This is a genomic window from Streptomyces sp. CA-179760, assembly GCF_050937045.1.
GTDB lineage: Bacteria > Actinomycetota > Actinomycetes > Streptomycetales > Streptomycetaceae > Streptomyces.
In genome coordinates this window covers 9,156,739-9,178,436 of sequence record NZ_JBNJLZ010000001.1, presented here as the reverse complement: position 1 = coordinate 9,178,436, position 21,698 = coordinate 9,156,739, and the positions used below count along the sequence as shown (strand labels likewise).

At 70.2% G+C, this 21,698-nt stretch carries 20 protein-coding genes; 13 read left to right on the top strand and 7 right to left on the bottom strand.

The window, feature by feature from the left end:
• Positions 1-22 precede the first annotated feature (22 nt).
• From cobM to ACQEV8_RS41520, 3 genes are all read right to left on the bottom strand, one after another.
• Positions 23-772: a precorrin-4 C(11)-methyltransferase gene (gene cobM / locus ACQEV8_RS41530; RefSeq protein ID WP_432971855.1), complete on the bottom strand. Its 750-nt coding sequence runs from the start codon at positions 770-772 to the stop codon at positions 23-25.
• Positions 769-2,040, bottom strand: coding sequence for a precorrin-6y C5,15-methyltransferase (decarboxylating) subunit CbiE (gene cbiE / locus ACQEV8_RS41525; protein ID WP_432971852.1), 1,272 nt, complete (start codon positions 2,038-2,040; stop codon positions 769-771). Before cbiE ends, cobM begins: the two co-directional genes overlap by 4 nt.
• A 149-nt stretch (positions 2,041-2,189) precedes the next feature.
• Positions 2,190-3,233 (bottom strand): enoyl-CoA hydratase/isomerase family protein, encoded by a 1,044-nt coding sequence (locus tag ACQEV8_RS41520; protein WP_432971849.1) that lies wholly within the window; start codon positions 3,231-3,233, stop codon positions 2,190-2,192.
• A 249-nt stretch (positions 3,234-3,482) separates the two neighbouring features.
• Between ACQEV8_RS41520 and ltnD the strand changes: the two genes are divergently transcribed.
• The 7 genes from ltnD to ACQEV8_RS41485 are packed head-to-tail and all read left to right on the top strand — an operon-like array spanning position 3,483 to position 10,372.
• Entirely contained in the window at positions 3,483-4,400 is a 918-nt protein-coding gene (ltnD, locus tag ACQEV8_RS41515) for an L-threonate dehydrogenase (RefSeq protein WP_432971846.1), read from the top strand.
• Position 4,401: 1 nt separating this feature from the next.
• Positions 4,402-5,682 (top strand): 3-oxo-tetronate kinase, encoded by a 1,281-nt coding sequence (gene otnK, locus ACQEV8_RS41510; RefSeq protein WP_432971843.1) that lies wholly within the window; start codon positions 4,402-4,404, stop codon positions 5,680-5,682.
• Positions 5,679-6,377 (top strand): aldolase, encoded by a 699-nt coding sequence (locus ACQEV8_RS41505; RefSeq protein ID WP_432971840.1) that lies wholly within the window; start codon positions 5,679-5,681, stop codon positions 6,375-6,377. Before otnK ends, ACQEV8_RS41505 begins: the two co-directional genes overlap by 4 nt.
• A gap of 50 nt (positions 6,378-6,427) precedes the next feature.
• Entirely contained in the window at positions 6,428-7,735 is a 1,308-nt protein-coding gene (locus tag ACQEV8_RS41500; RefSeq protein ID WP_432971837.1) for an MFS transporter, read from the top strand.
• Between the two features lie 33 nt (positions 7,736-7,768).
• On the top strand, positions 7,769-8,572 hold the full coding sequence (otnI, locus tag ACQEV8_RS41495) for a 2-oxo-tetronate isomerase (protein WP_432971834.1): 804 nt from the start codon (positions 7,769-7,771) through the stop codon (positions 8,570-8,572).
• Entirely contained in the window at positions 8,569-9,615 is a 1,047-nt protein-coding gene (denD, locus tag ACQEV8_RS41490; RefSeq protein WP_432971831.1) for a D-erythronate dehydrogenase, read from the top strand. The genes otnI and denD overlap by 4 nt, the downstream gene beginning before the upstream one ends.
• A 10-nt stretch (positions 9,616-9,625) precedes the next feature.
• Positions 9,626-10,372: a FadR/GntR family transcriptional regulator gene (locus ACQEV8_RS41485; RefSeq protein WP_432971828.1), complete on the top strand. Its 747-nt coding sequence runs from the start codon at positions 9,626-9,628 to the stop codon at positions 10,370-10,372.
• 64 nt (positions 10,373-10,436) lie between these two features.
• Here the strand turns inward: ACQEV8_RS41485 and ACQEV8_RS41480 are convergent, their stop codons facing one another.
• From ACQEV8_RS41480 to ACQEV8_RS41470, 3 genes are read right to left on the bottom strand one after another with little or no spacing between them, the layout of a single operon-like run.
• Positions 10,437-10,967, bottom strand: coding sequence for a cupin domain-containing protein (locus ACQEV8_RS41480; protein WP_432971825.1), 531 nt, complete (start codon positions 10,965-10,967; stop codon positions 10,437-10,439).
• 31 nt (positions 10,968-10,998) lie between these two features.
• Positions 10,999-12,060, bottom strand: coding sequence for a phosphotransferase family protein (locus tag ACQEV8_RS41475; protein WP_432971822.1), 1,062 nt, complete (start codon positions 12,058-12,060; stop codon positions 10,999-11,001).
• The gene (locus ACQEV8_RS41470; RefSeq protein ID WP_432971819.1) at positions 12,057-13,061 is read right to left on the bottom strand and encodes a C-terminal binding protein; all 1,005 of its coding nucleotides are present in this window, start codon (positions 13,059-13,061) and stop codon (positions 12,057-12,059) included. Before ACQEV8_RS41470 ends, ACQEV8_RS41475 begins: the two co-directional genes overlap by 4 nt.
• A 600-nt stretch (positions 13,062-13,661) precedes the next feature.
• On the opposite strand from ACQEV8_RS41470, the gene ACQEV8_RS41465 reads away from it, so the two are divergent.
• Positions 13,662-14,939 carry an MFS transporter gene (locus ACQEV8_RS41465; RefSeq protein WP_432971816.1) on the top strand — a complete coding sequence of 426 codons (1,278 nt, stop codon included), beginning with the start codon at positions 13,662-13,664 and terminating at the stop codon, positions 14,937-14,939.
• Between the two features lie 89 nt (positions 14,940-15,028).
• On the opposite strand, the gene ACQEV8_RS41460 is transcribed toward ACQEV8_RS41465, so the two are convergent.
• Positions 15,029-15,814 (bottom strand): fumarylacetoacetate hydrolase family protein, encoded by a 786-nt coding sequence (locus tag ACQEV8_RS41460; RefSeq protein ID WP_432971813.1) that lies wholly within the window; start codon positions 15,812-15,814, stop codon positions 15,029-15,031.
• Positions 15,815-15,947: 133 nt separating this feature from the next.
• Here ACQEV8_RS41460 and ACQEV8_RS41455 point away from each other — a divergent pair, with 133 nt between their 5' ends.
• The 5 genes from ACQEV8_RS41455 to ACQEV8_RS41435 all read left to right on the top strand — a co-directional run bounded on the left by ACQEV8_RS41455 (position 15,948) and on the right by ACQEV8_RS41435 (position 21,662).
• On the top strand, positions 15,948-16,979 hold the full coding sequence (locus ACQEV8_RS41455) for a LacI family DNA-binding transcriptional regulator (protein ID WP_432971810.1): 1,032 nt from the start codon (positions 15,948-15,950) through the stop codon (positions 16,977-16,979).
• Between the two features lie 564 nt (positions 16,980-17,543).
• Positions 17,544-18,854: a phosphopyruvate hydratase gene (gene eno, locus ACQEV8_RS41450; RefSeq protein WP_432971807.1), complete on the top strand. Its 1,311-nt coding sequence runs from the start codon at positions 17,544-17,546 to the stop codon at positions 18,852-18,854.
• Between the two features lie 75 nt (positions 18,855-18,929).
• On the top strand, positions 18,930-19,934 hold the full coding sequence (locus ACQEV8_RS41445; RefSeq protein WP_432971804.1) for a VOC family protein: 1,005 nt from the start codon (positions 18,930-18,932) through the stop codon (positions 19,932-19,934).
• Between the two features lie 25 nt (positions 19,935-19,959).
• Complete coding sequence (locus tag ACQEV8_RS41440) at positions 19,960-20,514, top strand: carboxymuconolactone decarboxylase family protein (protein ID WP_432971801.1); 555 nt, start codon at positions 19,960-19,962, stop codon at positions 20,512-20,514.
• 47 nt (positions 20,515-20,561) lie between these two features.
• A complete protein-coding gene (locus ACQEV8_RS41435) occupies positions 20,562-21,662 on the top strand; it encodes an alcohol dehydrogenase catalytic domain-containing protein (RefSeq protein WP_432971798.1) in 1,101 nt (366 codons plus the stop codon).
• Positions 21,663-21,698 lie beyond the last annotated feature (36 nt).

The window sequence follows — 21,698 nt, the reverse complement described above, 5'->3', positions numbered from 1 at the left end:
CGGCCGAGTCTCCCCGAGCCGCTCAGCACACGTGACGCTCCCGCTCCGCCGAGTAGAGGTGGCTGTCCCGGAACCCCTCGGCGCCCAGGGTCCGGCCGACCATGATCACGGCCGTGCGCAGCACACCGGCCTCCTTGGTCTTGGCGGCGATCTCGTCGAGGGTGCCGCGGATGATCACCTCGTCGGGGCGGGAGGCGTAGGCGACGACCGCGGCCGGGCAGTCGGCGCCGTAGTGCGGGAGGAGTTCTTCGACCACGCGGTCCACATAGCCGGCGGCCAGGTGCAGCACGATCAGCGCGCCGCTGCGGCCGAGGGTGGCCAGGTCCTCCCCGTCGGGCATGGCGGTGGCACGCTGGGCGACCCGGGTGAGGATCACGGTCTGGCCGACGGTCGGCACGGTCAGCTCCCGTTTCAGGGACGCCGCCGCGGCGGCGAAGGCCGGGACTCCGGGGACCACTTCGTAGGGCACTCCGGCCGCGTCGAGCCGTCGCATCTGCTCGGCGACCGCGCTGAACACCGACGGGTCCCCGGAGTGCAGCCGCGCCACGTCGTGCCCCTCCTCGTGGGCACGGACCAGCTCGGCGGTGATCTCGTCCAGGGTGAGCTGCGCGGTGTCCACCAGCCGCGCGTCCGGCGGGCATTCGGTCAGCAGCTCGCGCGGGACCAGGCTGCCCGCGTAGAGGCAGACCCGGCAGGCCCCGAGGGTGCGGGCGCCGCGCACGGTGATCAGGTCGGCGGCACCGGGTCCGGCGCCGATGAAGTACACGGTCATCTGTGGGCTCCCGAAGGGGTGTCGAGGGTCTTCTGCGCGGCCCACTGGGTCACCGGCATCGCCTGCCGCCACCCGGTGAAGCCGCCCACGGGCACGGCCTGCGCCACCGCGAGCCGCACCAGCTCGCCGCCGTGACGACGGTGGGCCTCGGCGAGGAGCGCCTCTGACTCCAGTGTCACGGTGTTGGCGACCAGCCGCCCACCGGTGGGCAGGGCCTCCCAGCAGGCGTCGAGGAGACCGGACGCGGTGAGGCCGCCGCCGATGAACACGGCGTCGGGCTGGGGGAGTTCGGCCAGGGCGGCGGGTGCGGCGCCCCTGACGACCCGCAGGCCGGGCACGCCGAGGCGGTCGGCGTTGCGGGTGATGCGTGCCGCGCGCACCGGGTCCCGCTCGACGGTGACGGCGCGGCATGAGGGGTGGGTGCGCATCCACTCGACGGCGATCGAGCCCGAGCCGCCGCCGATGTCCCACAGCAGCTCCCCCGGGGCGGGCGCGAGGGTGCTGAGCGTGACGGCGCGGACGTGCCTCTTGGTGAGCTGCCCGTCGTGCTCGTAGGCGTCGTCAGGGAGTCCGGGTACCGCGCCGAGGCGCGGGGCGTCCGGGGCGCGGCGGCAGGTGACGGCGACGATGTTGAGGGGGTCGCCGGGTGGCCGCGCGTCCGGCCAGTCGTCCGCGGTGGCCTCGGCGGTCGTGCGCTCCCGCGCACCGCCGAGTTGCTCCAGGACCCGCATCCGGCTCGCTCCGAATCCCCGGTCCCGCAGCAGGGCCGCGACCTCACCGGGCGTGCCGGCGCCCGCGCTGAGGACGAGGAGCCGCCGGCCGTCGTGCAGGGCGGCGGCGAGACGGGCGGCGGGCCTGCCGACAAGCGTGACGACCTCGACGTCCTCCAGCGGCCAGCCGAGGCGGGCGGCGGCGTAGGAGACGGAAGAGGGGTGGGGCAGGACGCGCAGGGCGCCCGCTTCCCCGACTTCCTCGGCGAGGGCGCGACCGATGCCGTAGAACATGGGGTCCCCGCTGGCCAGTACGGCGATCCGGCGGCCGGCGTGTGCCGCAAGGAGTCCGGGGACCGCCGGACGCAGGGGCGAGGGCCAGACGATCCGCTCCCCGGCGCAGCGCGGGGGCAGCAGCTCCAGCTGACGCGGGCCGCCGATCAGGACCTCGGCCTCGCTCAGCACGGCACGAGAGGCCTCGGTCAGGCCCTCCCAGCCGTCGGCCCCGATCCCGACGACGGTCACGGCGGCGGTCGGTGCGGGACGTGCGGGGTTCACTGCGCGGTACCTCGGGATTCGGGGGCAGCTGTCGTGGGGCGACAGAGGGGCACTCTACTGGGCGCCTACCAGCACAGCTCTGCTCGGGTGCGCACTTCCCGGCCCCTTGTCGCACGCCACTTGTGACGGCCCGCGGCGGTGTCCGGCCCTCACCCGGATCCGGTGAGGGCGAGCTCGCGCGCGCCGAGGGGTGCGAAGAAACGCTCCACGTCCGCGTCGCCGACGTCGCCGAGAGCCGACGGTGACCAGCGGGGGTCACGGTCCTTGTCGATGACCTGAGCTCGGATCCCCTCGACCAGGTCGGGCGTGGTCAGGGACGCACAGGAGACCCGGTACTCCTGCTCCAGCACCCGCTCCAGCGAGCCGAGCCGGCGGGCGCGGCGCAGGGCGGTGAGGGTGACCTTGAGCGAAGTGGGCGACTTGGCCAGCAGGGTCTCGGCTGTCTCCTTGGCCGCCGGGTCGCCGTGTGCGAGCAGCCGCTCGACGATCTCCTCGACCGTGCCGGAAGCGAAGCAGGGGTCGATCCACTCCCGCTGTCCCGCCAGTTCCCCTTCCGGTGCGGGCCGCACATGCCTGTCCAGTGCCTCCCGTACGGGCATGCCGGCGAGGTCGTCGACGAACCGCCCCAGTGCCTCGGACGCCATGTAGTGGTCGGCGAGGCCGCACAGCAGTGCGTCGCCGGCGCCGATCTGGGCGCCCGTCAGCGCGAGGTGGGTGCCGAGTTCGCCCGGGGCGAGGCCGAGCAGGTAGGTGCCGCCGACGTCAGGGACGAAGCCGATGCCGGTCTCGGGCATGGCGATCCTCGACCGCTCGGTGACGATCCGGACGCTGCCGTGCGCGGAGACGCCGACGCCTCCGCCCATGACGATGCCGTCCATGACGGCGACGTACGGCTTGGGGTAGCGGGCGATGCGGGCGTTGAGGCGGTACTCGTCGCGCCAGAACGCGGCCGAGGCGGAGCCGTCCCCGTCGCGGGCGTCGTCGTGGATGCCGCGGATGTCGCCACCCGCGCACAGGCCGCGCTCCCCCGCGCCGGTGATGACGACGGTCTCGACGGCGGGGTCCCGCTCCCAGTCGGTCAGGGCCTCGTCGATACGGCGCACCATGGTGTGGGTGAGGGCGTTGAGGGCCTTGGGCCGATTGAGGACGATATGGGCAGCCCGGCCCGTCGCACGGAAGAGGACGTCGGTCATCCGAGTGCCTCCGTCAGGCTTCGAGTCGCGATGACGCGCATGATCTCGTTGTTCCTTCCAGGAGCTGGTGGATTCGCAGGTCGATCTTCTCGATGCCGCACGCGCCGAGGTGAGGCGCCCCCACCTGAAGCGGGTGCGTGACGCACATCACACCGCGCATTCCCTTGTCCTCAGGTCATCATATGACCTGATCTCCCGGGGCGATTGATGCGATCGGCCTCCGGACGGCACTGCAAGGCGAGGATGGGCATGAGCGACCAGAACAAGCCCGCACGACCGCGCGTGGGCGTGGTGGGCCTAGGAGCCATGGGCCTCGGGATGGCCCGGAGCCTGCGGGCGGCGGGGTACGACGTCGGCGTTCACGACCTGCGGCCGGAGACGGCCGCGGACTTCGCCCGCGACGGCGGGACGGCGTTCGGGACCTGTGGCGAGCTGGCCGCCACGGTGGACGTCCTGGTCGGGGTGGTGGTGAACGCCGCGCAGGTCGAGACCGTCCTGTTCGGTGCCGAGGGCGCGGCCGGCCGGCTCCGCCCCGGCTCTGTCTTCGTCATGTGCTCCACGGTCGACCCGGGCTGGTCCGCCGCGCTCGCGGGCCGACTGGCCGAGCGAGGGGTGCTCTGCCTGGACGCCCCCATCTCCGGCGGCGCGGCACGCGCCGCGGCCGGTGAACTCACCATGATGACGTCGGGCTCGGCCGAGGCGTACGCCCTCGCCGACCCGGTGCTCGAGGCCATGAGCAGCACCGTCTACCGCCTCGGAGAGCACGCCGGGCTCGGCTCGAAGGTCAAGATCGTCAACCAGCTGCTCGCGGGCGTGCACATCGCCGCCGCGGCCGAGGCGATGGCCCTCGGCATCAAAGCGGGCGTTCCCGCCGAGGCACTCTACGAGGTCATCACGCACAGCGCCGGCAACTCCTGGATGTTCGAGAACCGCATGGCGCATGTGCTCGCCGGTGACTACACGCCCCTCTCGGCCGTCGACATCTTCGTCAAGGACCTCGGGCTCGTGCTGGACGCCGCCCGGCCGGAGCGCTTCCCGCTCCCCCTCGCCGCCACCGCCCACCAGATGTTCCTCCAGGCGTCGGCGTCCGGACTGGGGGCCGAGGACGACAGCGCGGTCATCAAGATCTTCCCGGGGGTCGACCTGCCCAAGACGGTGGAGGCCTGACATGGGAATCCGTCTCGGATGCATCGCCGACGACTTCACCGGCGCCACGGATCTCGCCAACAACCTGGTGCGCGCGGGCATGCGCGTGGTCCAGCTGATCGACACACCACCGGCCGGCGCCGAGCAGACGATGGACGCGGACGCCGTGGTCATCGCCCTCAAGTCGCGGACCGTCCCGGCCGCCGACGCCGTCGAGGCGTCGCTGCGAGCACTGGCCTGGCTGCGGTCCATGGGCGCCGAGCAGATCTACTTCAAGTACTGCTCCACGTTCGACTCGACACCGGCCGGCAACATCGGGCCCGTGACCGAGGCACTGATGGACGCTCTGGGCACCGGCTTCACGGTCGCGACGCCGGCGTTCCCCGACAACGGGCGCACGATCTTCAAGGGGCATCTCTTCGTCGGCGACGTGCTGCTCAGCGACAGCGGCATGCGCCACCACCCGCTCACCCCGATGACCGACTCCAATCTGGTCTCCGTCCTCGGCGCGCAGACCACGCGCGAGGTCGGTCTCGTCGACCACACGGTCGTCGCCGACGGTGCCGAGGCGATCCGGGCCCGCGTCGACGCCCTGCGGGAGGACGGGTTCGGGATCGCCATCGTCGACGCGGTCTCCAACGACGACCTCATGCGTCTGGGCGCGGCGGTCCAGGGGTTCCCGCTGGTGACCGCGGGCTCGGGGCTGGCGCTCGGCCTGCCCGCGAACTGGGGGTTCGAGCCGTCCCGCGCCGCCGCGCAACTGCCGCCTCCCACCGGTCACCGGGCCGTCGTCTCGGGGTCGGTCTCCACGGCCACCAACCGTCAGGTCCTCGAGTACCTGCGCTCCGGCCGGCCAGCTTTCAGCGTGGACCCGCTGCGCGTTGCCGCCGGCGAGGACGTGGTCGGGCAGGCCCTGGCCTTCGCCGAATCGCACCTGGCCGACGGCCCCGTGCTCGTCTACTCCACCGAGTCCGCCGACACGGTCCGTACCGTCCAGGGCCGGCTCGGTGCCGCCGAGGCCGGTGAGCTCGTGGAACGGACGCTGGCCGACATCACCCAGGGGCTCGTGGAACGCGGCGTACGCCGGCTCGTCGTGGCGGGAGGCGAGACCTCGGGGGCGGTCGTCCAGGCGCTCGGAATCAACGGGCTCCGGATCGGACCGCAGATCGACCCCGGTGTGCCCTGGTGCGCGGCGGCTCTGCCCGACGGAGACACGCTCCACATCACGCTCAAGTCCGGCAACTTCGGCGGCCCCGACTTCTTCACCCGCTCCTTCGCACTCCTGGACGAGGAGGCCGCGTGAACCCGCAGCCGAGCACGACCGACGGGACAGCACACGACGAGGCGGTCGAGCGGGCCCGCGACGAGATCGTCCGCGTGGGCACCAGCCTGTTCGCCCGGGGCTACGTCCACGCCAGCGCGGGCAACATCAGTGCCAAGGCCGGCGACCACCATCTGATCACGCCCACCGACGCCGCCCTGGGATTCCTCGAATCCGGCCGCCTGGCACTGGTCGACGGCCGGGGCGAGCAGATCGCGGGCGACCGTGCCAGCAAGACCCTGACGCTCCACCGCCGCATCTGTGCCGCCGACCCCACGGCCCGGTTCGTCGTCCACACCCACTCCACGCACCTGGTCGCGCTCACGCTGGCCGGTGTCTGGAGCGCCGAGGACGTACTGCCGCCCATCACGCCGTACTACGTGATGAAGGTCGGGCACGTCCCGCTCATCCCCTACCACCGGCCGGGCGACCCCCGCGTGGCCGACCTGGTGACCGCCCGCATCGCCGATCGCGCAGCGAGCCGAACGCCCATCAGGGCGGTGCTGCTGGACCGGCTGGGCCCCGTGGTCTGGGGCCCCGACGCGGCCACCGCTCTCGCCGTCCTCGAAGAACTCGAGGAGACGGCACGTCTCTGGCTCCTGACCGACCGTCGCCCCGAGCCGCTCCCCGATCACGCGCTCGATGAACTGAGGTCCACGTTCAACGCCGCGTGGTGACCCGCCTCTCCCCTGCCGGAGAATTTCCCTGAGCCGCTCAAAGGATCGCCATGTCCATGCCCATATCGGCGTCCACCGTCCCCGACGCCGCCCGTGAGAACGCCGTCTTCCGCAAGGTCGTACGACGTATCGTCCCCTTCCTCGTCCTCTGTTACGTCGTCTCCTACCTGGACCGGGTCAACGTCGGCTTCGCAAAGCTCCAGATGTCCGACGACCTCGGGTTCAGCGAGGCGGCGTACGGCCTCGGCGCCGGTCTGTTCTTCATCGGCTATTTCCTCTTCGAAGTGCCGTCGAACCTGATGCTGCAGCGCGTCGGCGCCCGCACCTGGATCGCCCGGATCATGATCAGCTGGGGCGTCGTCTCGGCGGCGTTCATGTTCGTCCACAACGAGACGATGTTCTATGTCCTGAGGTTCCTCCTCGGCGCCGCCGAGGCCGGGTTCTACCCGGGGGTGATCCTTTACTGCACGTACTGGTTCCCGTCGCAGCGTCGTGCCCGGGTGATCGCGATGTTCATGTCCGCCATCCCGGTGGCCGGCATCTTCGGCAATCCGCTGTCCGGCTGGATCATGGACCGGTTCCAGGGTGTGAACGGCTGGCAGGGCTGGCAGTGGATGTTCCTGCTGGAGGCGATCCCCGCCTTCCTGATCGGCGTGGCCACGCTGTTCTACCTCGACAACAGCGTGCGCGAAGCGAAGTGGCTCACCGACGAGGAGAAGGACGTCGTCGAGCGGGCGATCGCCGAGGACGCCGCGCACCAGACCGTGCACGGCCGGGTCTGGGACGCCTTCCGCGAGCCGAAGGTGTGGCTGATGTGCCTCATCTACTTCTGCTTCGTGATGGGGCAGTACGCACTCACGTTCTGGATGCCCACGTTCATCGAGTCCACCGGCATCGAGGGCAACCTCGCGATCGGGGTGCTCAGCGCGGTGCCGTTCCTGGCCGCACTCGTCACGATGAACCTGTTCGGGCGTTCGGCGGACAAGCGCCGCGAGCGCCGCTGGCACCTGGTCGTCCCGAGCCTGATGGGCGCCGTCGGCTTCTCGCTGGCGGCCGGCTGGGCCGGGTCCACCACGCTGTCCCTGGTCGCGCTGTCCGTCGCCGCGGCCGGTGTGCTGACCTGCTCGCCGCTGTTCTGGTCACTCCCCACCGCGTTCCTCGGGGGTACCGCCGCCGCGGTCGGCCTCGCGGTGATCAACTCGGTGGGCAACCTCGCCGGCTTCGTCAGTCCGTACATGATCGGCGCGCTGAAGGACGCCACCGGCTCGACATCGCTCCCGATGTACGTCCTGGCACTCAGCCTCGTCATCGGCGCCGCCGCGGTGCTCACCACCGACAAGAAGACCGTCAACCGCTGACCGGTCCCGCCCGGTCCCCTCACAGGAGCCAGCATGCCGAGGTTCGCAGCGAACCTGTCCATGATGTATTCCGAGCACGACTTCCTCGACCGCTTCGCCGCGGCCTCGGCGGACGGCTTCACCGCCGTCGAATACCTCTTCCCCTACGCCCACGACAGCGCGGAGTTGCGGCACCGGCTCGACGACCACGGCCTCAGGCAGGTGCTCTTCAACGCGCCTCCGGGGGCGTGGGAGTCGGGAGAACGCGGCATCGCGGCGCTGCCCGGCCGCGAGGCGGAGCTTCGCTCCGGGATCGCCCGGGCTCTGGAGTACGCCGCCGCCCTGGACTGCCCGCGGCTGCACGTGATGGCCGGTCTCGTGCCGCCGGACGTGACTCCGAAGGAGCTGGCCGGGCACCGCGACACCTACCTGGCCAACCTGGAGTGGGCGGCGGAGCGAGCCGCCGGGTCGGGGGTCGACATCCTGGTCGAGCCGATCAACGGCCGCGACATGCCGGGCTACTTCCTGTCGAGGCAGGCGGAGGCCCACGCGGTGGTACGGGAGGTGGGCGCCCCGAATCTCAAGGTGCAACTCGACCTGTACCACTGCCAGATCGTCGAAGGGGACCTCACGACGACGCTGCGCCGCGACCTGCCGACCGGCCGGGTCGGTCATCTGCAGATCGCCGGCGTGCCGGACCGCCACGAGCCGGACAGCGGCGAGCTCGACATCCGGCATCTGTTCGGCGTGGTCGACGACCTGGGCTTCGACGGGTGGATCGGCTGCGAGTACATCCCCCGGGGCGGCACGAGCGAGGGCCTCGGCTGGCGACACGACTACCGAGGAGACAGCGCATGAGGATCGTCATCACGGGCGGCTTCGGCTTCCTGGGACGCGAGATCACCGACACCCTGCTGAGGACCCGGACGCTCGGCGGTGCGCCGATCGACCAACTGGTGCTCACCGACCGTTTCGTTCCGCCCGGGGCGGCGCAGGCAGCCGATCCCCTGGTGGAGATCGTGCGGGGTGACCTGGTCGAGTGTCTCGACGAGGTGTTCGCGGAGCCGGTGGATGTGCTGATCCACCTCGCCGCCGCCGTCTCGGCCGAGTGCGAGACCGACTTCGACCTCGGGATGAGCGCCAACCTGGACACCACCCGCGCCCTCCTCGAAGCCGCCCGGGCCCAGTCGGCCTCCGGCGGGCCGGCGCCGCGCCTGGTGTTCTCCAGCAGCGTCGCGGTCTACGGTTCCGACCCGGCACTGCCCCTCCCGCCGGTGGTCAGCGAGTCGACCCTGCCCACTCCCCGGTCGAGCTACGGGATCCAGAAGCTGGTCTGCGAGCACCTGGTCGCGGACTACACCCGCCGGGGCTTCATCGACGGACGCGTCGCCCGGCTGATGACCGTGTCCGTACGTCCCGGCAAACCGAATGCCGCCGCTTCCGGCTTTCTGTCGGGCATCGTCCGCGAGCCGCTCGCGGGCATCCCCGCGATCTGCCCCGTGCGCCCCGACCTGCGGGTGGCCCTGGCGTCACCTCGGCGCACGGTCGAGGGGATCCTCCGCATCGCGGCAGCCGAGCGCGGCAGCGGGCGGGGCCGGCTCGACGGCGGACTGCCCGTCAACCTCCCCGCGCTCACGGTCTCGATCGCCGAGATGCTGGCCACGCTGCGGCGCGTGGCGGGCGACGCCGCGGCCGATCTGGTGACCGTCGCGCCCGATCCCGGCGTCGAGGCCGTCGTGGGATCCTGGCCCTCCGCCTTCGACAACACGCGCGCCGCCGCGCTCGGTCTTGAGCCCGACCCGAGCTTCGAATCGGTGGTGCGGGACTACCTCGCCGACCACCCCGACACGGTCCTGGTCGAGACCTGGCGGAAAGCGGATCGACGAGACCCAGGCCTATAGACTGAAAACCATGTTTTCCAAGGTAAGCGGTCCCGTCCGGCTCGCGGATCAGGTCGCCGCGACCCTCTCGGAGGAGATCGAGTCGGGGCGGCTGGCCGAGGGCGACCGACTGCCGACCGAGGTCGAGCTGGTCAGGCAGTTGGGCGTCAGCCGCACGGTGGTGCGCGAGGCCCTGTCGCGGCTGCGCAACGCGGGCCTGATCGAACCGCGCCAGGGCATCGGCGTCTTCGTCCTGCCCCGGCGCACCCGGCCGCTGGACCTGGAGGCCGCCGACACCAAGGTGAAGGTGCTGCAGATCGTGGAGGTGCGGCGCGCCATGGAGGGTGAGGCGGCGCATCTCGCGGCCGGCCGGGCCACGCCCCTCGACCTCGCACGGATGCGTCAGGCGCTGGACGCGATCGACTCGGCGGTCGCGGCCGGTGGCGACGGCGTGGACGAGGACCTCGCCTTCCACCGGTCCATCGCCGAGTCGACCGGGAACACGGTGCTGGTCTCGACCCTGCGGTACCTGGGCGATGTGTCGCGCAGCGGCATCCGCGTCACGCGGGCGAACGAGGCACGCCGGAACGACTTCATCGAAGCGGTCCGGGCGGAGCACCACGCCATCCTCGCCGCGATCGAGGCGCGCGACGCCGAGGCGGCGCGCAGGGCCGCACGCCTTCACATGAATCACGCCGCCGCCCGCCTCCAGGACGCGGACGACGGATTCTGGACCGACGCCGAGGACATCGAGGTGGATCTCGGCGCCGCTCCCTGACACTTCTGTGCGGCTTCCGGCTGATTTCCTTCGGTCCGTCAGCCGTCCCCGTCAGTCGTCCCCGTCAGTCGTCGTGGTCCGCACCGATGAGGACGAAGGCCATGGTTGCCGCCTGTCCGCTGCGGTTGCGCCAGGCGTGACGTGTGCCGTTCTGGATCACGATGTCCCCTGCCGAGAGCGGCGTGCGGTGACCGTCGTCGAGTTCGAGGACGATCTCGCCCGTCAGCACGATGCCGTAGTCCACGGTCGGAGTGGTGTGCATGCCGTCGGGTTCGATGAGTTCGGCGATGCCGGGCGAGTCGGCCCGCTGCTCCTGGTCGAAGGCCACCGGGTCGAACGCCGGGTCGGCCAGCGCCGATTCCGGCGGGAAGGTCAGCACGATGAACCGGGTGCCGCCGGGTGCCGGAAGCAGGCTGGTGACCTTGGGAGTGGGGTCCTCCCCTGTCCTGCTGAACGGCTGTCCGGGTTCGGTGGCCCAGGGCAGCCGGGACACCCAGCCCGGCAGGCTGGTGAACTCCCGGCTGCGCGGGACCGGGCCGTCGCTGACGACGACCGACCTGCCGTTCTCGTCGTGGCCGGTGACGACTCTGCGCATACGTCTCTCCTCGCTCGGGTCCGATGCGTTGTCAGCAGGACGGCGTGCCCGGTTCGGCCGGAGCCGCGAGGACCGCTTCCCAGGCGGCCACGACGTCCTCGACCGTGGACACCGGTGCTCTCAGCAGCGTCGACGCGACCGTGCGCACGAGCAGCCGATGCCCCTCGTGGGTGAGGTACTCCACGGGGGACTTGCCGTCCACGCGCGCGAGCAGCAGCGCCGGCAGCAGGGTCGCGGCCCGCTGCTGAAGGGCCGGGCGGGGCTCCCAGTCGACGCACTCGACGTACTCCTCGGCCAGCACGCGAGCCGACCGCAGCAGGTCGTCGCGGCGCCCCGGTACCACCAGGCTCTTGAGGAGCAGGTGGTTGACGCAGAAGGCGAGGTCGAAGGCCGGGTCCCCGTACCAGGCGCATTCGGCGTCCAGCAGCACCGGCCCCGACGGGCCGACGAGGATGTTCTTGGGGCTGACGTCGCCGTGCACCAACGCCAGGTGCCTACCGGCGGTACGGCCGGCGAGGCCCCGTAGGACGTCGCCGAGTCCGGGGTGTGCGGCGGCGGTGGCCAGCAGGTACGGCTCGATGCGCAGGGCGTGGAAGTTGTCGTCGGTCGCGAACTCCCCGGTGAGGGCGGCGTCGCCCGCGCTTGCCGCGTGCAGACTGCCGAGCAGTTCGCCGACCGCCGCCGCGGTCGCCACCCGCACCTCGCCGTACAGCAGCTGCGCCTTCCACATCGGATACCGCTCCGGGGGCAGGTAGGCCATGGCGAAGAGGCCCGCTTCGGGGTCGTGGGCCAGCAGCTCCGGCACGCTGTCCGGGCGGTGCCGGGACGCGAACCGCATCCACGCCCACTCGTAGGCGTTGCGCGACACCGGTGCCTCCCAGTCGGCGGCCACCTTCAGCTTGGCAAGAGCACGCTTGACGCAGAGGGAACGTCCCGGCAGGTCCACACGCCACAGGTCGGACGAGACACCCCCGGCCAGCGGCGTCCAGGTCGTGGTCTCACCGGGCTCGGCGAGGCCCTCGGCCATCAGGAAGTCCGTCAGCCCTGTGTCGGGCACGGGGCCCGGTCCGATCTGTGCGGAAGCCGCGCTCATCGCCGTCCCCCCGGCCCGGCGGGCAGGCCCTGAGGGCTGTTGCAGGGGTGGACCGGTTCCTGGTCGGCCAAGACCCGTACGACCTCCTCGGCGGCTCGGCGGCGCAGTTCCGTCACCGACGCGTCGGAGGAGAAGGCGACGTGCGGGGTGAGCAACGCCCCGGGCTGTGCGGACAGTCCGGCGGGGACGTGCGGCTCGGTCTCCAGTACGTCGAAGGCGGCACCGTCCAGGTGCCCGCTGTCGAGCGCCTTGATCACCGCGTCCGTGTCGACCAGGCCGCCCCGGCTGACATTGACCAGCAGTCCGCCCGGCCGCATCAGATCCAGCTGCTCGGCTCCCATGACGTGGAACGTTTCCGGCGTGAGGGGCAGGTGGAGGATCACCACGTCACTGCGGCGCAGCAGTTCTTCCAGCGCCACCGCCTCCACACCGGGGACGTCCTTCGGCGCATGCGGGTCGTGGGCCAGGATCCGGCAGCCGAAGGCGCCGAGCTTGCCTGCCGTGGCGCGGCCGATCCTCCCGAAGCCGACGACGCCGCAGGTCAGCGTGGACAGGCGGCGCAGCCGGGCACTCGCCGGGTTCCAGCGGCCCGCGCGGACCTCCCGGTCGAACACGGCCAGTCCGCGCGTCCAGGCGAGCACCATGCCGACGGCGTGGTCGGAGACCTCCTCCACGCAGTAGTCGGGCACGTTGGTGATCCACACCCCGCGCTCGGTGGCCGTGGACACGGCGATGTTGTCCAGCCCCACGCCGAGCCGGGAGACGACCCGGAGTTCCGGCGCGGTGCCTATCGCGGTGGCGGAGACGGGCGCCCAGCAGGTCAGGATGCCGGCGGGGCGGTGCTCGGCGACCAGCTCCTCGATCTCCTGGGCGGAGGCGGGCTCGGCGGGGCCTGTCACCAGGGTGTGGCCCGCCCGCTCGATGACGGATCGCTCGACGGAGTCGTCGGGCCAGGCGTGGTCGGTGAGCAGCACGGTGCCGGGGCGGCTCGGTGGTTTCATGGAAGGTCGTCCTCGCAGAATCGTGCGCGGGTGAGGTGGAGAGGTTCGCTGGGCTCGGGCGGGGGCCGGCGCTCCCCGACTTGTGGTCGGTCCGGGCGCCACGCCTGGGGTCGCGAGATGCCGGGGCACGTCGCATCACTCTGTCACAGCCACGTGATGCTAACGATAGCACTGACGCACTTCTCCGCGTCAAGAGTGCGGGAGCCACCAGGAAAGACGAGGAACGCCGAAGAAATTCGGTGTTCACATCTTGACGGGCAACGGACTTGCCTTCATGGTTCTGCCAATGCCGACCGTGTGACCCCATAAGAGTCCGCACGAAGTCCGGCTGTCGAAGACGCCATAGCCACGGACGTCCCCGACGGGCCAAATACGGCTGAATTCCGCATGCGGTATCCGACCCGCACAGCAGCCCGTCGCCCCCTTGCCGCCGGTCGGCGGCCGCTCGACCACGCCGACCCGACTCGGTCCGTGTTCGGCTCTCCGCTTCTCACCTCGTTTTCCCGCCTTATCGCATCCCGTCGCAGCCGCCCCTACGGGCCCGTACCGGCAATGCGTCCGCCGCGCCCTGCCGCGGCCCATTCCTCCTCAGGAGCCGCCATGACTCACGCAGCGCAAGTCGACCTCGGCGCAGTTCCCGCCGACGGCACACAGGAAGGCAGCCGTCCCCCCATTTCCCGGACCATGATCGGGGTCGGCTTTCTGCTGATCGTCCTCTCCTACATGGTCAACGCGATGGACCGCCAAGTCTTTCCTCCCCTGCTGCCCGACATCCGCGCGGAGTACGGGTTCTCCCTGGAACAGGGCGGTCTGCTGGCCACGAACTTCACTCTCGGCATGGCCTTGGCCGGCCTGCCCGCCGGCTACCTCCTGGACCGCTTCCGCCGCAAGACGGTCCTGCTGGTCAGCATCGTGATCTACTCCCTGGGCACGATGGCCACGCCGCTGGCGACAGGGTTCGCCGACATGACCCTGTACCGCATCGTTTCGGGCTTCGGTGAGGGCATGCAGTCCGCCGCCATCTTCGCGGCGATGGGCGCTTTCTTCGTCCACCGGCGCGGCCTCGCCTTCGGCGTCATCGGCGTCGGCTACTCCGTCGGCGTCTTCATCGCCCCGCTGATCGGTGTCGAACTCATGAGCATGCACGGCACCTGGCACGCGCCCTTCTACCTGTTCGGCACGGCCGGGCTGCTGATCGCCGCCGCCTCCCTGTTCCTCGTCAAGGCCGGACTGACCGAGCATTCGGTGGAGCGGGTCGCCTCGACCAAGGCCTACGAGTACATGCCGGTCTCCACCTACAACCGAAACACGATCGCGCTGACCATCCACTCCGTCGTCAGCGGCGTGGCCGTCTACGGGTTCCTCGGCCTGTATCCGACGTACCTCATCAGCTCGCTGCACTACTCCGCCGAGCAGGCCGCGCTGGCCATGAGCTTCCTCGGCTTCGGGGGCATGACGGCCGTGCTCGGCGGCTGGCTCGGCGACCGCGTGAACCAGCGCAACCTGCTGATCCTCAGCCTGCTGGCCGTCTCGGTCATCAGCACGTGCATCTACGAGACGCACGCCGCGGTGGGCCTGCAGTGCTTGTTCGCCTTCCTCATGGGAGCCTTCGGGCTGGGCTTCGTCTATCCCAACACCAACAGCGCGATGCAGCGGGCCGTGCGCCCGTCGCAGATCGGACGCGCCTCCGGGCTCTTCGTCAGCAGCTACTACGGCCCGGCGGCGTTCTCGGGCCTGCTCTTCGCCGCCCTCGTCGAGAGCTTCGGCTGGAGCCGGGCGGGGCTGCTCCAGGTCACGCTCCTCCCGCTGGCGGGCGTCGCCGCCCTGACCTTCGTCCGTCCCGCGCGGTTCAGCAACGCTCCAGGTCAACACAGCTAGCGGCACCGCCCACAGACACGCGACGGGGCCTGCCCACCGCCGAGCGGTGGGCAGGCCCCGTCGCGACCGGCGCCGGTGGCCGGCCTCCGTCAACGGCTCTCAGCCACGACCGGATTGCGCAGGACGCCGATGCCCTCGATCTCGACCTCGACCTCGTCCCCGGGGCGTATCGGACCGACACCGGAGGGCGTGCCCGTCATGATCACGTCTCCTGGCAGCAGTGTCAGATGGCGGCTGAGGTAACCGACGATCTCCGGAACCGGGAGCAACAGGTCGGCCGTGCTCGCGGACTGCAGGACGGTGCCGTTCACCCGGGTGGTCAGGGAAAGTCCCGAAGGGTTGAGTCCGGTCGCGATGACGGGCCCGAGGGGAGCGAAGGTGTCCTTGCCCTTCCCGATCAAAAGCGTTCCGAACGCGCTCTCCTTGCGCTGGACGATGCGGTCGCTGACGTCATTGCCGCAGGTGTAGCCCAGGATGTACTCATGCGCCTCGGAGGCTTTCACATGGCGGGCTTCCTTTCCGATGACGACGACCAACTCGCCTTCGAAATGGATCAGTTCACCGTCGGCCGGATAGACGATCGCCTCCCCCGGCCCCACGACCGCCGTGCTCGGCTTCATGAAGCACACCGGAACCTCGGGAATCTCACGGTCGGTCTCGTCGACATGTGAGGCGTAGTTGTAGGCAAACCCGAAAATACGGGGCTGCTCGACCGGCGGGAGAATGACGACCTCGGCGACCTGGTCGATGTCTCCCGTGGGGGAAAGTCCGGTGAAGAGATCACCCTCGAATCGGGTGATGTCGACGTCGCCGGATTCGAGTTCTCCGTAGTAACGCACGCCGTCGACGGCATATCTGACGATCCGCACGGACACCTCCGCGAAACTAGGCAGCCGAAGGCGGCTGCACGGTCCAATCAGCGATGCTAACGTTAGCACGCAAACACCGCTGCTATCGTTGGCACACACAGCGACGGCACGGGACAGCAAGTCGAGGGGGCCCCTTCACGTGATCACGACCAGGGACATCGCCGAGCGCCTCGGAGTCTCAGTGTCGACGGTGGGGCGGGCTCTCGCCGACGATCCACGCATCAGCGAGGAGACCAAGTTCCGCGTCAGGCAAGCCGCTTCCGACATGGGCTATGTCGGCAACCGCGCGGCCCGGATGATGCGCGGGGCCTCCAGCAATGTGGTCGCGCTCGTGATCCCGGACATCCGCAACAGCTTCTACTCGACCATCGCGCACGAGCTGTCCAGGAACATGGAGGCCGAGGGCTTCCAGCTCATGCTCTCGGAGACCGACGACGACCGGACCGCCGAGCTGCGCCAGCTGCGGGAGCTGTCCGCGAACCGCGTGGCCGGCGTCATCATCGTGCCCACCGCGCGCCCGCACAGCGAGTCCGTGAAACTCCTGCGCGCCCTGCCGCACTTGCAGCTCCTGCGCCGCCACCCGTCCCTCGGTTCGCAGTGGTTCGGCGTGGACGACCATGAGGCGCTGCGCGGGGCCACGGCCCACCTGGTGGCACAGGGCCATACCCGCATCGCCTACCTCGGCGGCCCGGAAGAGCTGCCCACGGGCGCGGAGCGCCTGCGCGGATTCCGCAGCGCCCTGCGCGAAGGAGGCCTCCCGGACGATGCGGGCCGCACGGCACTGGGCCCGCCGTCGTCGATCGAACACGGCCGCGAATCGGTGCGTCGGCTGCTCCAGGAGCCGGACACGCCCACCGCGCTCGTGCTCGGATCGATCCAGCTCACCCTGGGCGTCCTCGAGGAGCTGTCCCGACAGGGCGTGACGGTGCCCGAGGAACTGTCCGTGGTCGGATTCGGGGACGAGCCCGGATTCTCCTGGTGGGGCCCCGGCCTCACCACCATCGGCCTGCCCATCCAGGAGATGGCCACGGGCTGCGCGCTGTGGATGATGCGCCGCCTCAAGACCAAGCCGAGCAACGACGGCCCGTACACATCGGTCTCCCCCGGAGCGCTCGTACTGCGCGGCAGCACGGCGCCCCCCGGCTGGAAGGCTGCGTCCGGGGCCGTTTGAGCCGGGGACGATCCCAACGGCTCGCGCGTGCGTCACGACGTTGTGGCGAAAGGCGCCCGGAGCGATTCGCTCCGGGCGCCTTCGACTTGCGGGCACCGGATCCGTGCGTCATGGAGCTTGCCGGGCCGGAGAACGCAGTCGCTGACGCGCCCGCCTGCCTGCCGGCCCCGGTCGGGACCGGCGAACCCGCGCCGCCTGTGCTGTCCGTCCGTCCAGGACAGTGCGGGCCCGCCGGAGTTCCTGCCGCGGCACCGCAGTCACGCAAGCGAGTCGTGCGAACGATAGCATTGACGGGGCAGCCACTCCAAGAGGAGTGAATCAAGCACGCTGTCCCCGCTCACCAGGATGCCGCCACCTCTTGACAGAACCCTCGGCACTGCGCACGATTGCGCTATCGATAGCACGACCAGAGCCGCCATGGACGAGCACTCCTCGTCCCTCCTGGTCACTCACCTGCGTGTGGACATTCCGTACGTCTCCGACTGCGGGGCGACCCTCCCCCGACCGCAGGCAGAGGCACCGCCCGGTGCCCCGATCGTCCGATTTTCGAAAGGTTGCACCGCCATGACAGACGCGCGGATCGCCAAGCTCCACGGCCGCAGGGTGTGGGATTCCCGCGGCCGCCCCACCGTGGAGGTCGAAGCGCGCCTGGCGAACGGCGCGATCGGCCGTGCCATCGCGCCGGCCGGGGCCTCGACGGGCCAGGGCGAGGCGCTCGACCTTCGGGACGGCGGCAGCCGTTTCGGCGGCCTCGACGTGCACCGCGCGGTGGGTTCGGTGAACGGAGAGATCGCGCCCGCCCTCCTGGACCATGACGCGACCGATCAGGAAGCCGTCGACCGGATCCTGGTGGACCTCGACGGAACCCCCGACCGCGGTCGCCTGGGCGGCAACGCGATCGTCGCCACGTCCATGGCGGTGCTGCACGCCGCCGCCGCGTCGGCGGGCGTACCGCTGTGGCGGCACCTGGCGGGCGAACAGCCGGTCCGTATCCCCCTGCCGGAGATCCAGATCTTCGGCGGCGGCGCCCATGCCGACCGCCGTGTCGACGTCCAGGACTTCATGGTGATGTGCCCGGCGGCGCGGAGTTTCTCCGAGGCACTGGACTGGACGGCTGAGATCTACCGGGCGGCCGGAAGCCTGATGCGCGAGGCCGGGAAGGCCCAGGGCGTGGCCGACGAGGGCGGACACTGGCCCGCGTTCGACTCCAACGAGGAAGCCCTGGAGACTCTCACCCGGGCAATCGAGACGGCTGGGTTCGAGCCCCTGGCGCAGGTCGGAATTTCGCTGGATGTCGCGGCCTCGCAGTTCGGCAGCGGGGGGCGGTACAGCCTGGCCCTGGACGACCGCACGCTGGACACAGCGGGACTGCTCGACATGCTGGGCGACTGGATCGAGCAGTATCCGATCCTGTCCGTCGAGGACCCGGTGGGCGAGGACGACACCGACGGCATGGTGGAGTTCACCCGGCGCCACGGCCACCGCTGCCAGGTGATCGGCGACGACTATCTGGTCACGAACGCCAAGCGGGTGGAGGCGGCGGCCACCACCGGGGCCGCCAACGCCGTCCTCGTCAAGCCGAACCAGGCCGGCACGGTCACGGAGGCGTTCCAGGCGCTGCGCGCCGGAAAGGACGCCGGCTTCGGCACCATCGTCTCGGCCCGGTCCGGTGAGACCGAGGACGTCACCATCGCGCATCTGAGCGTCGGCTGGAACGCCGGCCAGTTGAAGGTGGGCTCGTTCACCCGCTCCGAGCGCATGGCCAAGTGGAACGAGGTGCTGCGCATCGAGGAGTCCCTCGGCCTGTCCGCGGAATTCAGCGGATGGTCCGCGTTCACATTCTCTGATTCCGGACCCTCCACGACCGAGCCGTAGAAACGTCTCGAAGCTTTAACGTCTCGACGCATTACAGTCATCGAAATAAAGAGCTGATCGGACACGGAGACCAGCATGCTGCCACCCGTCAATCTGCGCCCGAGTTTCAACATCACCCGCGCCGGCCATGTGCGTCTCACTGTGGCCGATCTCGCCGAGAGCCGGAATTTCTACGTGAAAGCCCTCGGGCTCGTCGTCAGCGATGAGGACGAGCGCACCTGCTACCTTCGCGGTCTCGCCGAGGCATGCCACCACAGCCTCGTACTGGAGCTGGACGAGGAGGGGGCCGGCACCTGCCGGAGGATCGGGTTCCGCGTCTTCTTCGACGAAGATCTCGACGTCGCCCACGCATGGTTCCGCGACCGTGGTCTGCCCGCGGAGTGGGTCGACCTCCCCTACCAGGGCCGCACGCTGCACGTCGCCGATCCCGTCGGCACGCCGCTCGAACTCTGTGCGCACATGGAGACCCGGCCGAGGCTGCACATCGACTTCGAGCACTACCGGGGAGCCCACGCGCAGCGGCTGGACCACTTCCAGACCTTCGCGCCGAACACGTACGAGCTGACCGCGTTCTACGGCGAGCTCGGATTCCGGAACTCCGAGTACCTGGCACACGGCGACAAGCTGCTCAGCTCGTTCATGTACCGCAAGGGGACCACCCTGGACCTGGCGCTCGTGGAGAACACCGGCCCCGCACTCCACCACTTCGCCTACACCGTCTCCGAGAGCCGTGACATCTTCACCGCCTGCGACTGGGCGGGCATCCTCGGCTACGGCGAGGGCGTCGAGCGGGGCCCGGGACGGCACGGCCCCGGCGGGATGCTCTTCACCTACCTCCGTGACCCCGACGGGCACCGGGTGGAGGTCTTCAACGCCCACTACCAGACGATCGACACCGAGATCGAACCCGTGCGCTGGGACGCCGGATCGCTCAGCACGAACGTCCGCTGGGGGTTCCCGGCGCTGGAGAAGTGGTACTTCGAGGCGTCGCCCTTCGCGGGTGTGCCGCAGACGCCGCCCGCCGAGCCGCCGAATCCGATGACGCTCGAGCGGTTCCTGCTCGACCAGTCCCCGCACTGAGTTTTCCGTCCCCCGAGGAGACGACATGGCACGAGTCCCCTATCTGCGCCGCGAGGACGCGGACGAGTCGCAGAAGCCCCTGTACGACCGGCTGGAAGCCGAACGCAAGGTACCGACAGCGAACATCTTCCTCGCCCTGACCCATGCGCCGGCCCAGCTGGACGCCTTCCTGACCTACGCCAATTCGCTGCGCGCCGCCGACCTCAGTCCCAGGCTGCGCGAGCTGGCCATTCTCACCGTGGGCCACGCGACCCGGTCCGCGTACGAGGTGGCCCACCACCAGTCGCACGGGCTCAAGGCCGGGCTGACCGGCGAACAGCTGGCTGCGGTGGCCGACTTCGAGTCGTCGGGCCTGTTCGACGAGACGGAGAGGGCCGTCATGCGGCTCGCCAAGGAGTCCACACTCCAGGTCGACGTCTCGGAGGAGACCTGGCGCGCCGCCGCCGCTCACCTGACGGACCAGCAGATGGTCGAACTGTCCTTGTCCATCGCCTGGTACAACTCCGGCGTCCGCATCATGGGCCTGCTGGACATCGACCTTGAGGACAATTACCCGAATCCGTTCCCTCATTCCCAGTAATTCGGCACCGTACGGCCCGTCTTCTCAGGAGTATTTCAATGGCGAAAATGCTCGCCGCACGACTGCACCGGCTCGGTGAGCCGATGAGAGTGGACACGCTCGACGTGCCCACCCCGAGGCCGACCGATGTACTTGTGCGGGTCAAGGCATGCGGAATCGTGCCGAACATGGCCAACGTGATCAACAACTGGCCCACCTGGTATCCGCACCAGCCCCTGCCCAAGTTGCCCGCGGTCTTCGGGCTGGATCCCGCGGGCGTGGTCGAGGCGGTCGGTGAGGCCGTCCTCAACACCAAGCCCGGGGACCGGGTCTACGTCAGTCCGCTGCGGTCCTGCGGCAGCTGCCAGGTGTGCCGGGGCGGCGAGCTCGCCCGGTGCCGCTATTTCACCCTGAACGGCTACTTCAGCACCTCGCGCGACGGCCAGCGGATCTTCGACCTCTACCCGTACGGCGGCTTCGCGGAGTACATGACCGCACCGCAGCACGCGATCGTCAACATCCCGGACAACATGACGTTCGAGCAGGCCGGCAAGCTCGGTTACATCGGCACCTCCTACGGCGCCCTGCGGCACGCCGCGGCCGGCCCCGGCCAGGTCGCGCTGATCGACGGGATCACCGGCACGCTCGGCGTCGCCTCCACCCTGCTCGCGCTGGCCTCAGGTGTCTCTCGGGTTCTCGGCACCGGCCGCAACGAAAAACTGCTCAAGCGGGTAGTGGAGTTGGCCCCGGACCGGATCGAGGTCATGCGGCTGGGCGAGGGCTCCACCGGCGAGTGGGCCAGATCCCGCACCGGTGGCGAGGGGGCCGATTTCGTCATCAGCGCGCTCGGCGCCAAGGCCCCCGTGGAGACGATGCTCGACTCCATGCAGGGCGTCCGCCGCGGCGGCAGGGTGGTCAACGTCGGCGGTGTGGCCGACCGGCTGCCCGTGGACGTGAAGTGGCTGATGGACGAGCAGGTGCAGCTGATCGGATCCAACTGGTTCACCACCGCGCAGGGGCAGGAAGTCGCGGACATGGTGGCGACCGGAGCGCTCGACCTGTCGTACCTGATCACCAAGCCCTTCCCGCTGTCCGAGGTCAACGAGGCCATCTCGGGACGCGCCACGGACTTCGACGGCGGATTCAGCAACTACGTGGTGATCCCCTGAGGCGCCGATTGCTCATACTCACCCCGCGGCGGACCT

What these genes read in the sequence shown, in the direction of transcription:
- cobM (WP_432971855.1), bottom strand. Translation starts at nt 772, where the DNA reads ATGACCGTGTACTTCATCGGCGCCGGACCCGGTGCCGCCGACCTGATC.
- ACQEV8_RS41520 (WP_432971849.1), bottom strand. Translation starts at nt 3,233, where the DNA reads ATGACCGACGTCCTCTTCCGTGCGACGGGCCGGGCTGCCCATATCGTC.
- ltnD (WP_432971846.1), top strand. Translation starts at nt 3,483, where the DNA reads ATGAGCGACCAGAACAAGCCCGCACGACCGCGCGTGGGCGTGGTGGGC.
- otnK (WP_432971843.1), top strand. Translation starts at nt 4,402, where the DNA reads ATGGGAATCCGTCTCGGATGCATCGCCGACGACTTCACCGGCGCCACG.
- ACQEV8_RS41500 (WP_432971837.1), top strand. Translation starts at nt 6,428, where the DNA reads ATGTCCATGCCCATATCGGCGTCCACCGTCCCCGACGCCGCCCGTGAG.
- otnI (WP_432971834.1), top strand. Translation starts at nt 7,769, where the DNA reads ATGCCGAGGTTCGCAGCGAACCTGTCCATGATGTATTCCGAGCACGAC.
- denD (WP_432971831.1), top strand. Translation starts at nt 8,569, where the DNA reads ATGAGGATCGTCATCACGGGCGGCTTCGGCTTCCTGGGACGCGAGATC.
- ACQEV8_RS41485 (WP_432971828.1), top strand. Translation starts at nt 9,626, where the DNA reads ATGTTTTCCAAGGTAAGCGGTCCCGTCCGGCTCGCGGATCAGGTCGCC.
- ACQEV8_RS41480 (WP_432971825.1), bottom strand. Translation starts at nt 10,967, where the DNA reads ATGCGCAGAGTCGTCACCGGCCACGACGAGAACGGCAGGTCGGTCGTC.
- ACQEV8_RS41475 (WP_432971822.1), bottom strand. Translation starts at nt 12,060, where the DNA reads ATGAGCGCGGCTTCCGCACAGATCGGACCGGGCCCCGTGCCCGACACA.
- ACQEV8_RS41470 (WP_432971819.1), bottom strand. Translation starts at nt 13,061, where the DNA reads ATGAAACCACCGAGCCGCCCCGGCACCGTGCTGCTCACCGACCACGCC.
- ACQEV8_RS41465 (WP_432971816.1), top strand. Translation starts at nt 13,662, where the DNA reads ATGACTCACGCAGCGCAAGTCGACCTCGGCGCAGTTCCCGCCGACGGC.
- eno (WP_432971807.1), top strand. Translation starts at nt 17,544, where the DNA reads ATGACAGACGCGCGGATCGCCAAGCTCCACGGCCGCAGGGTGTGGGAT.
- ACQEV8_RS41445 (WP_432971804.1), top strand. Translation starts at nt 18,930, where the DNA reads ATGCTGCCACCCGTCAATCTGCGCCCGAGTTTCAACATCACCCGCGCC.
- ACQEV8_RS41440 (WP_432971801.1), top strand. Translation starts at nt 19,960, where the DNA reads ATGGCACGAGTCCCCTATCTGCGCCGCGAGGACGCGGACGAGTCGCAG.
- ACQEV8_RS41435 (WP_432971798.1), top strand. Translation starts at nt 20,562, where the DNA reads ATGCTCGCCGCACGACTGCACCGGCTCGGTGAGCCGATGAGAGTGGAC.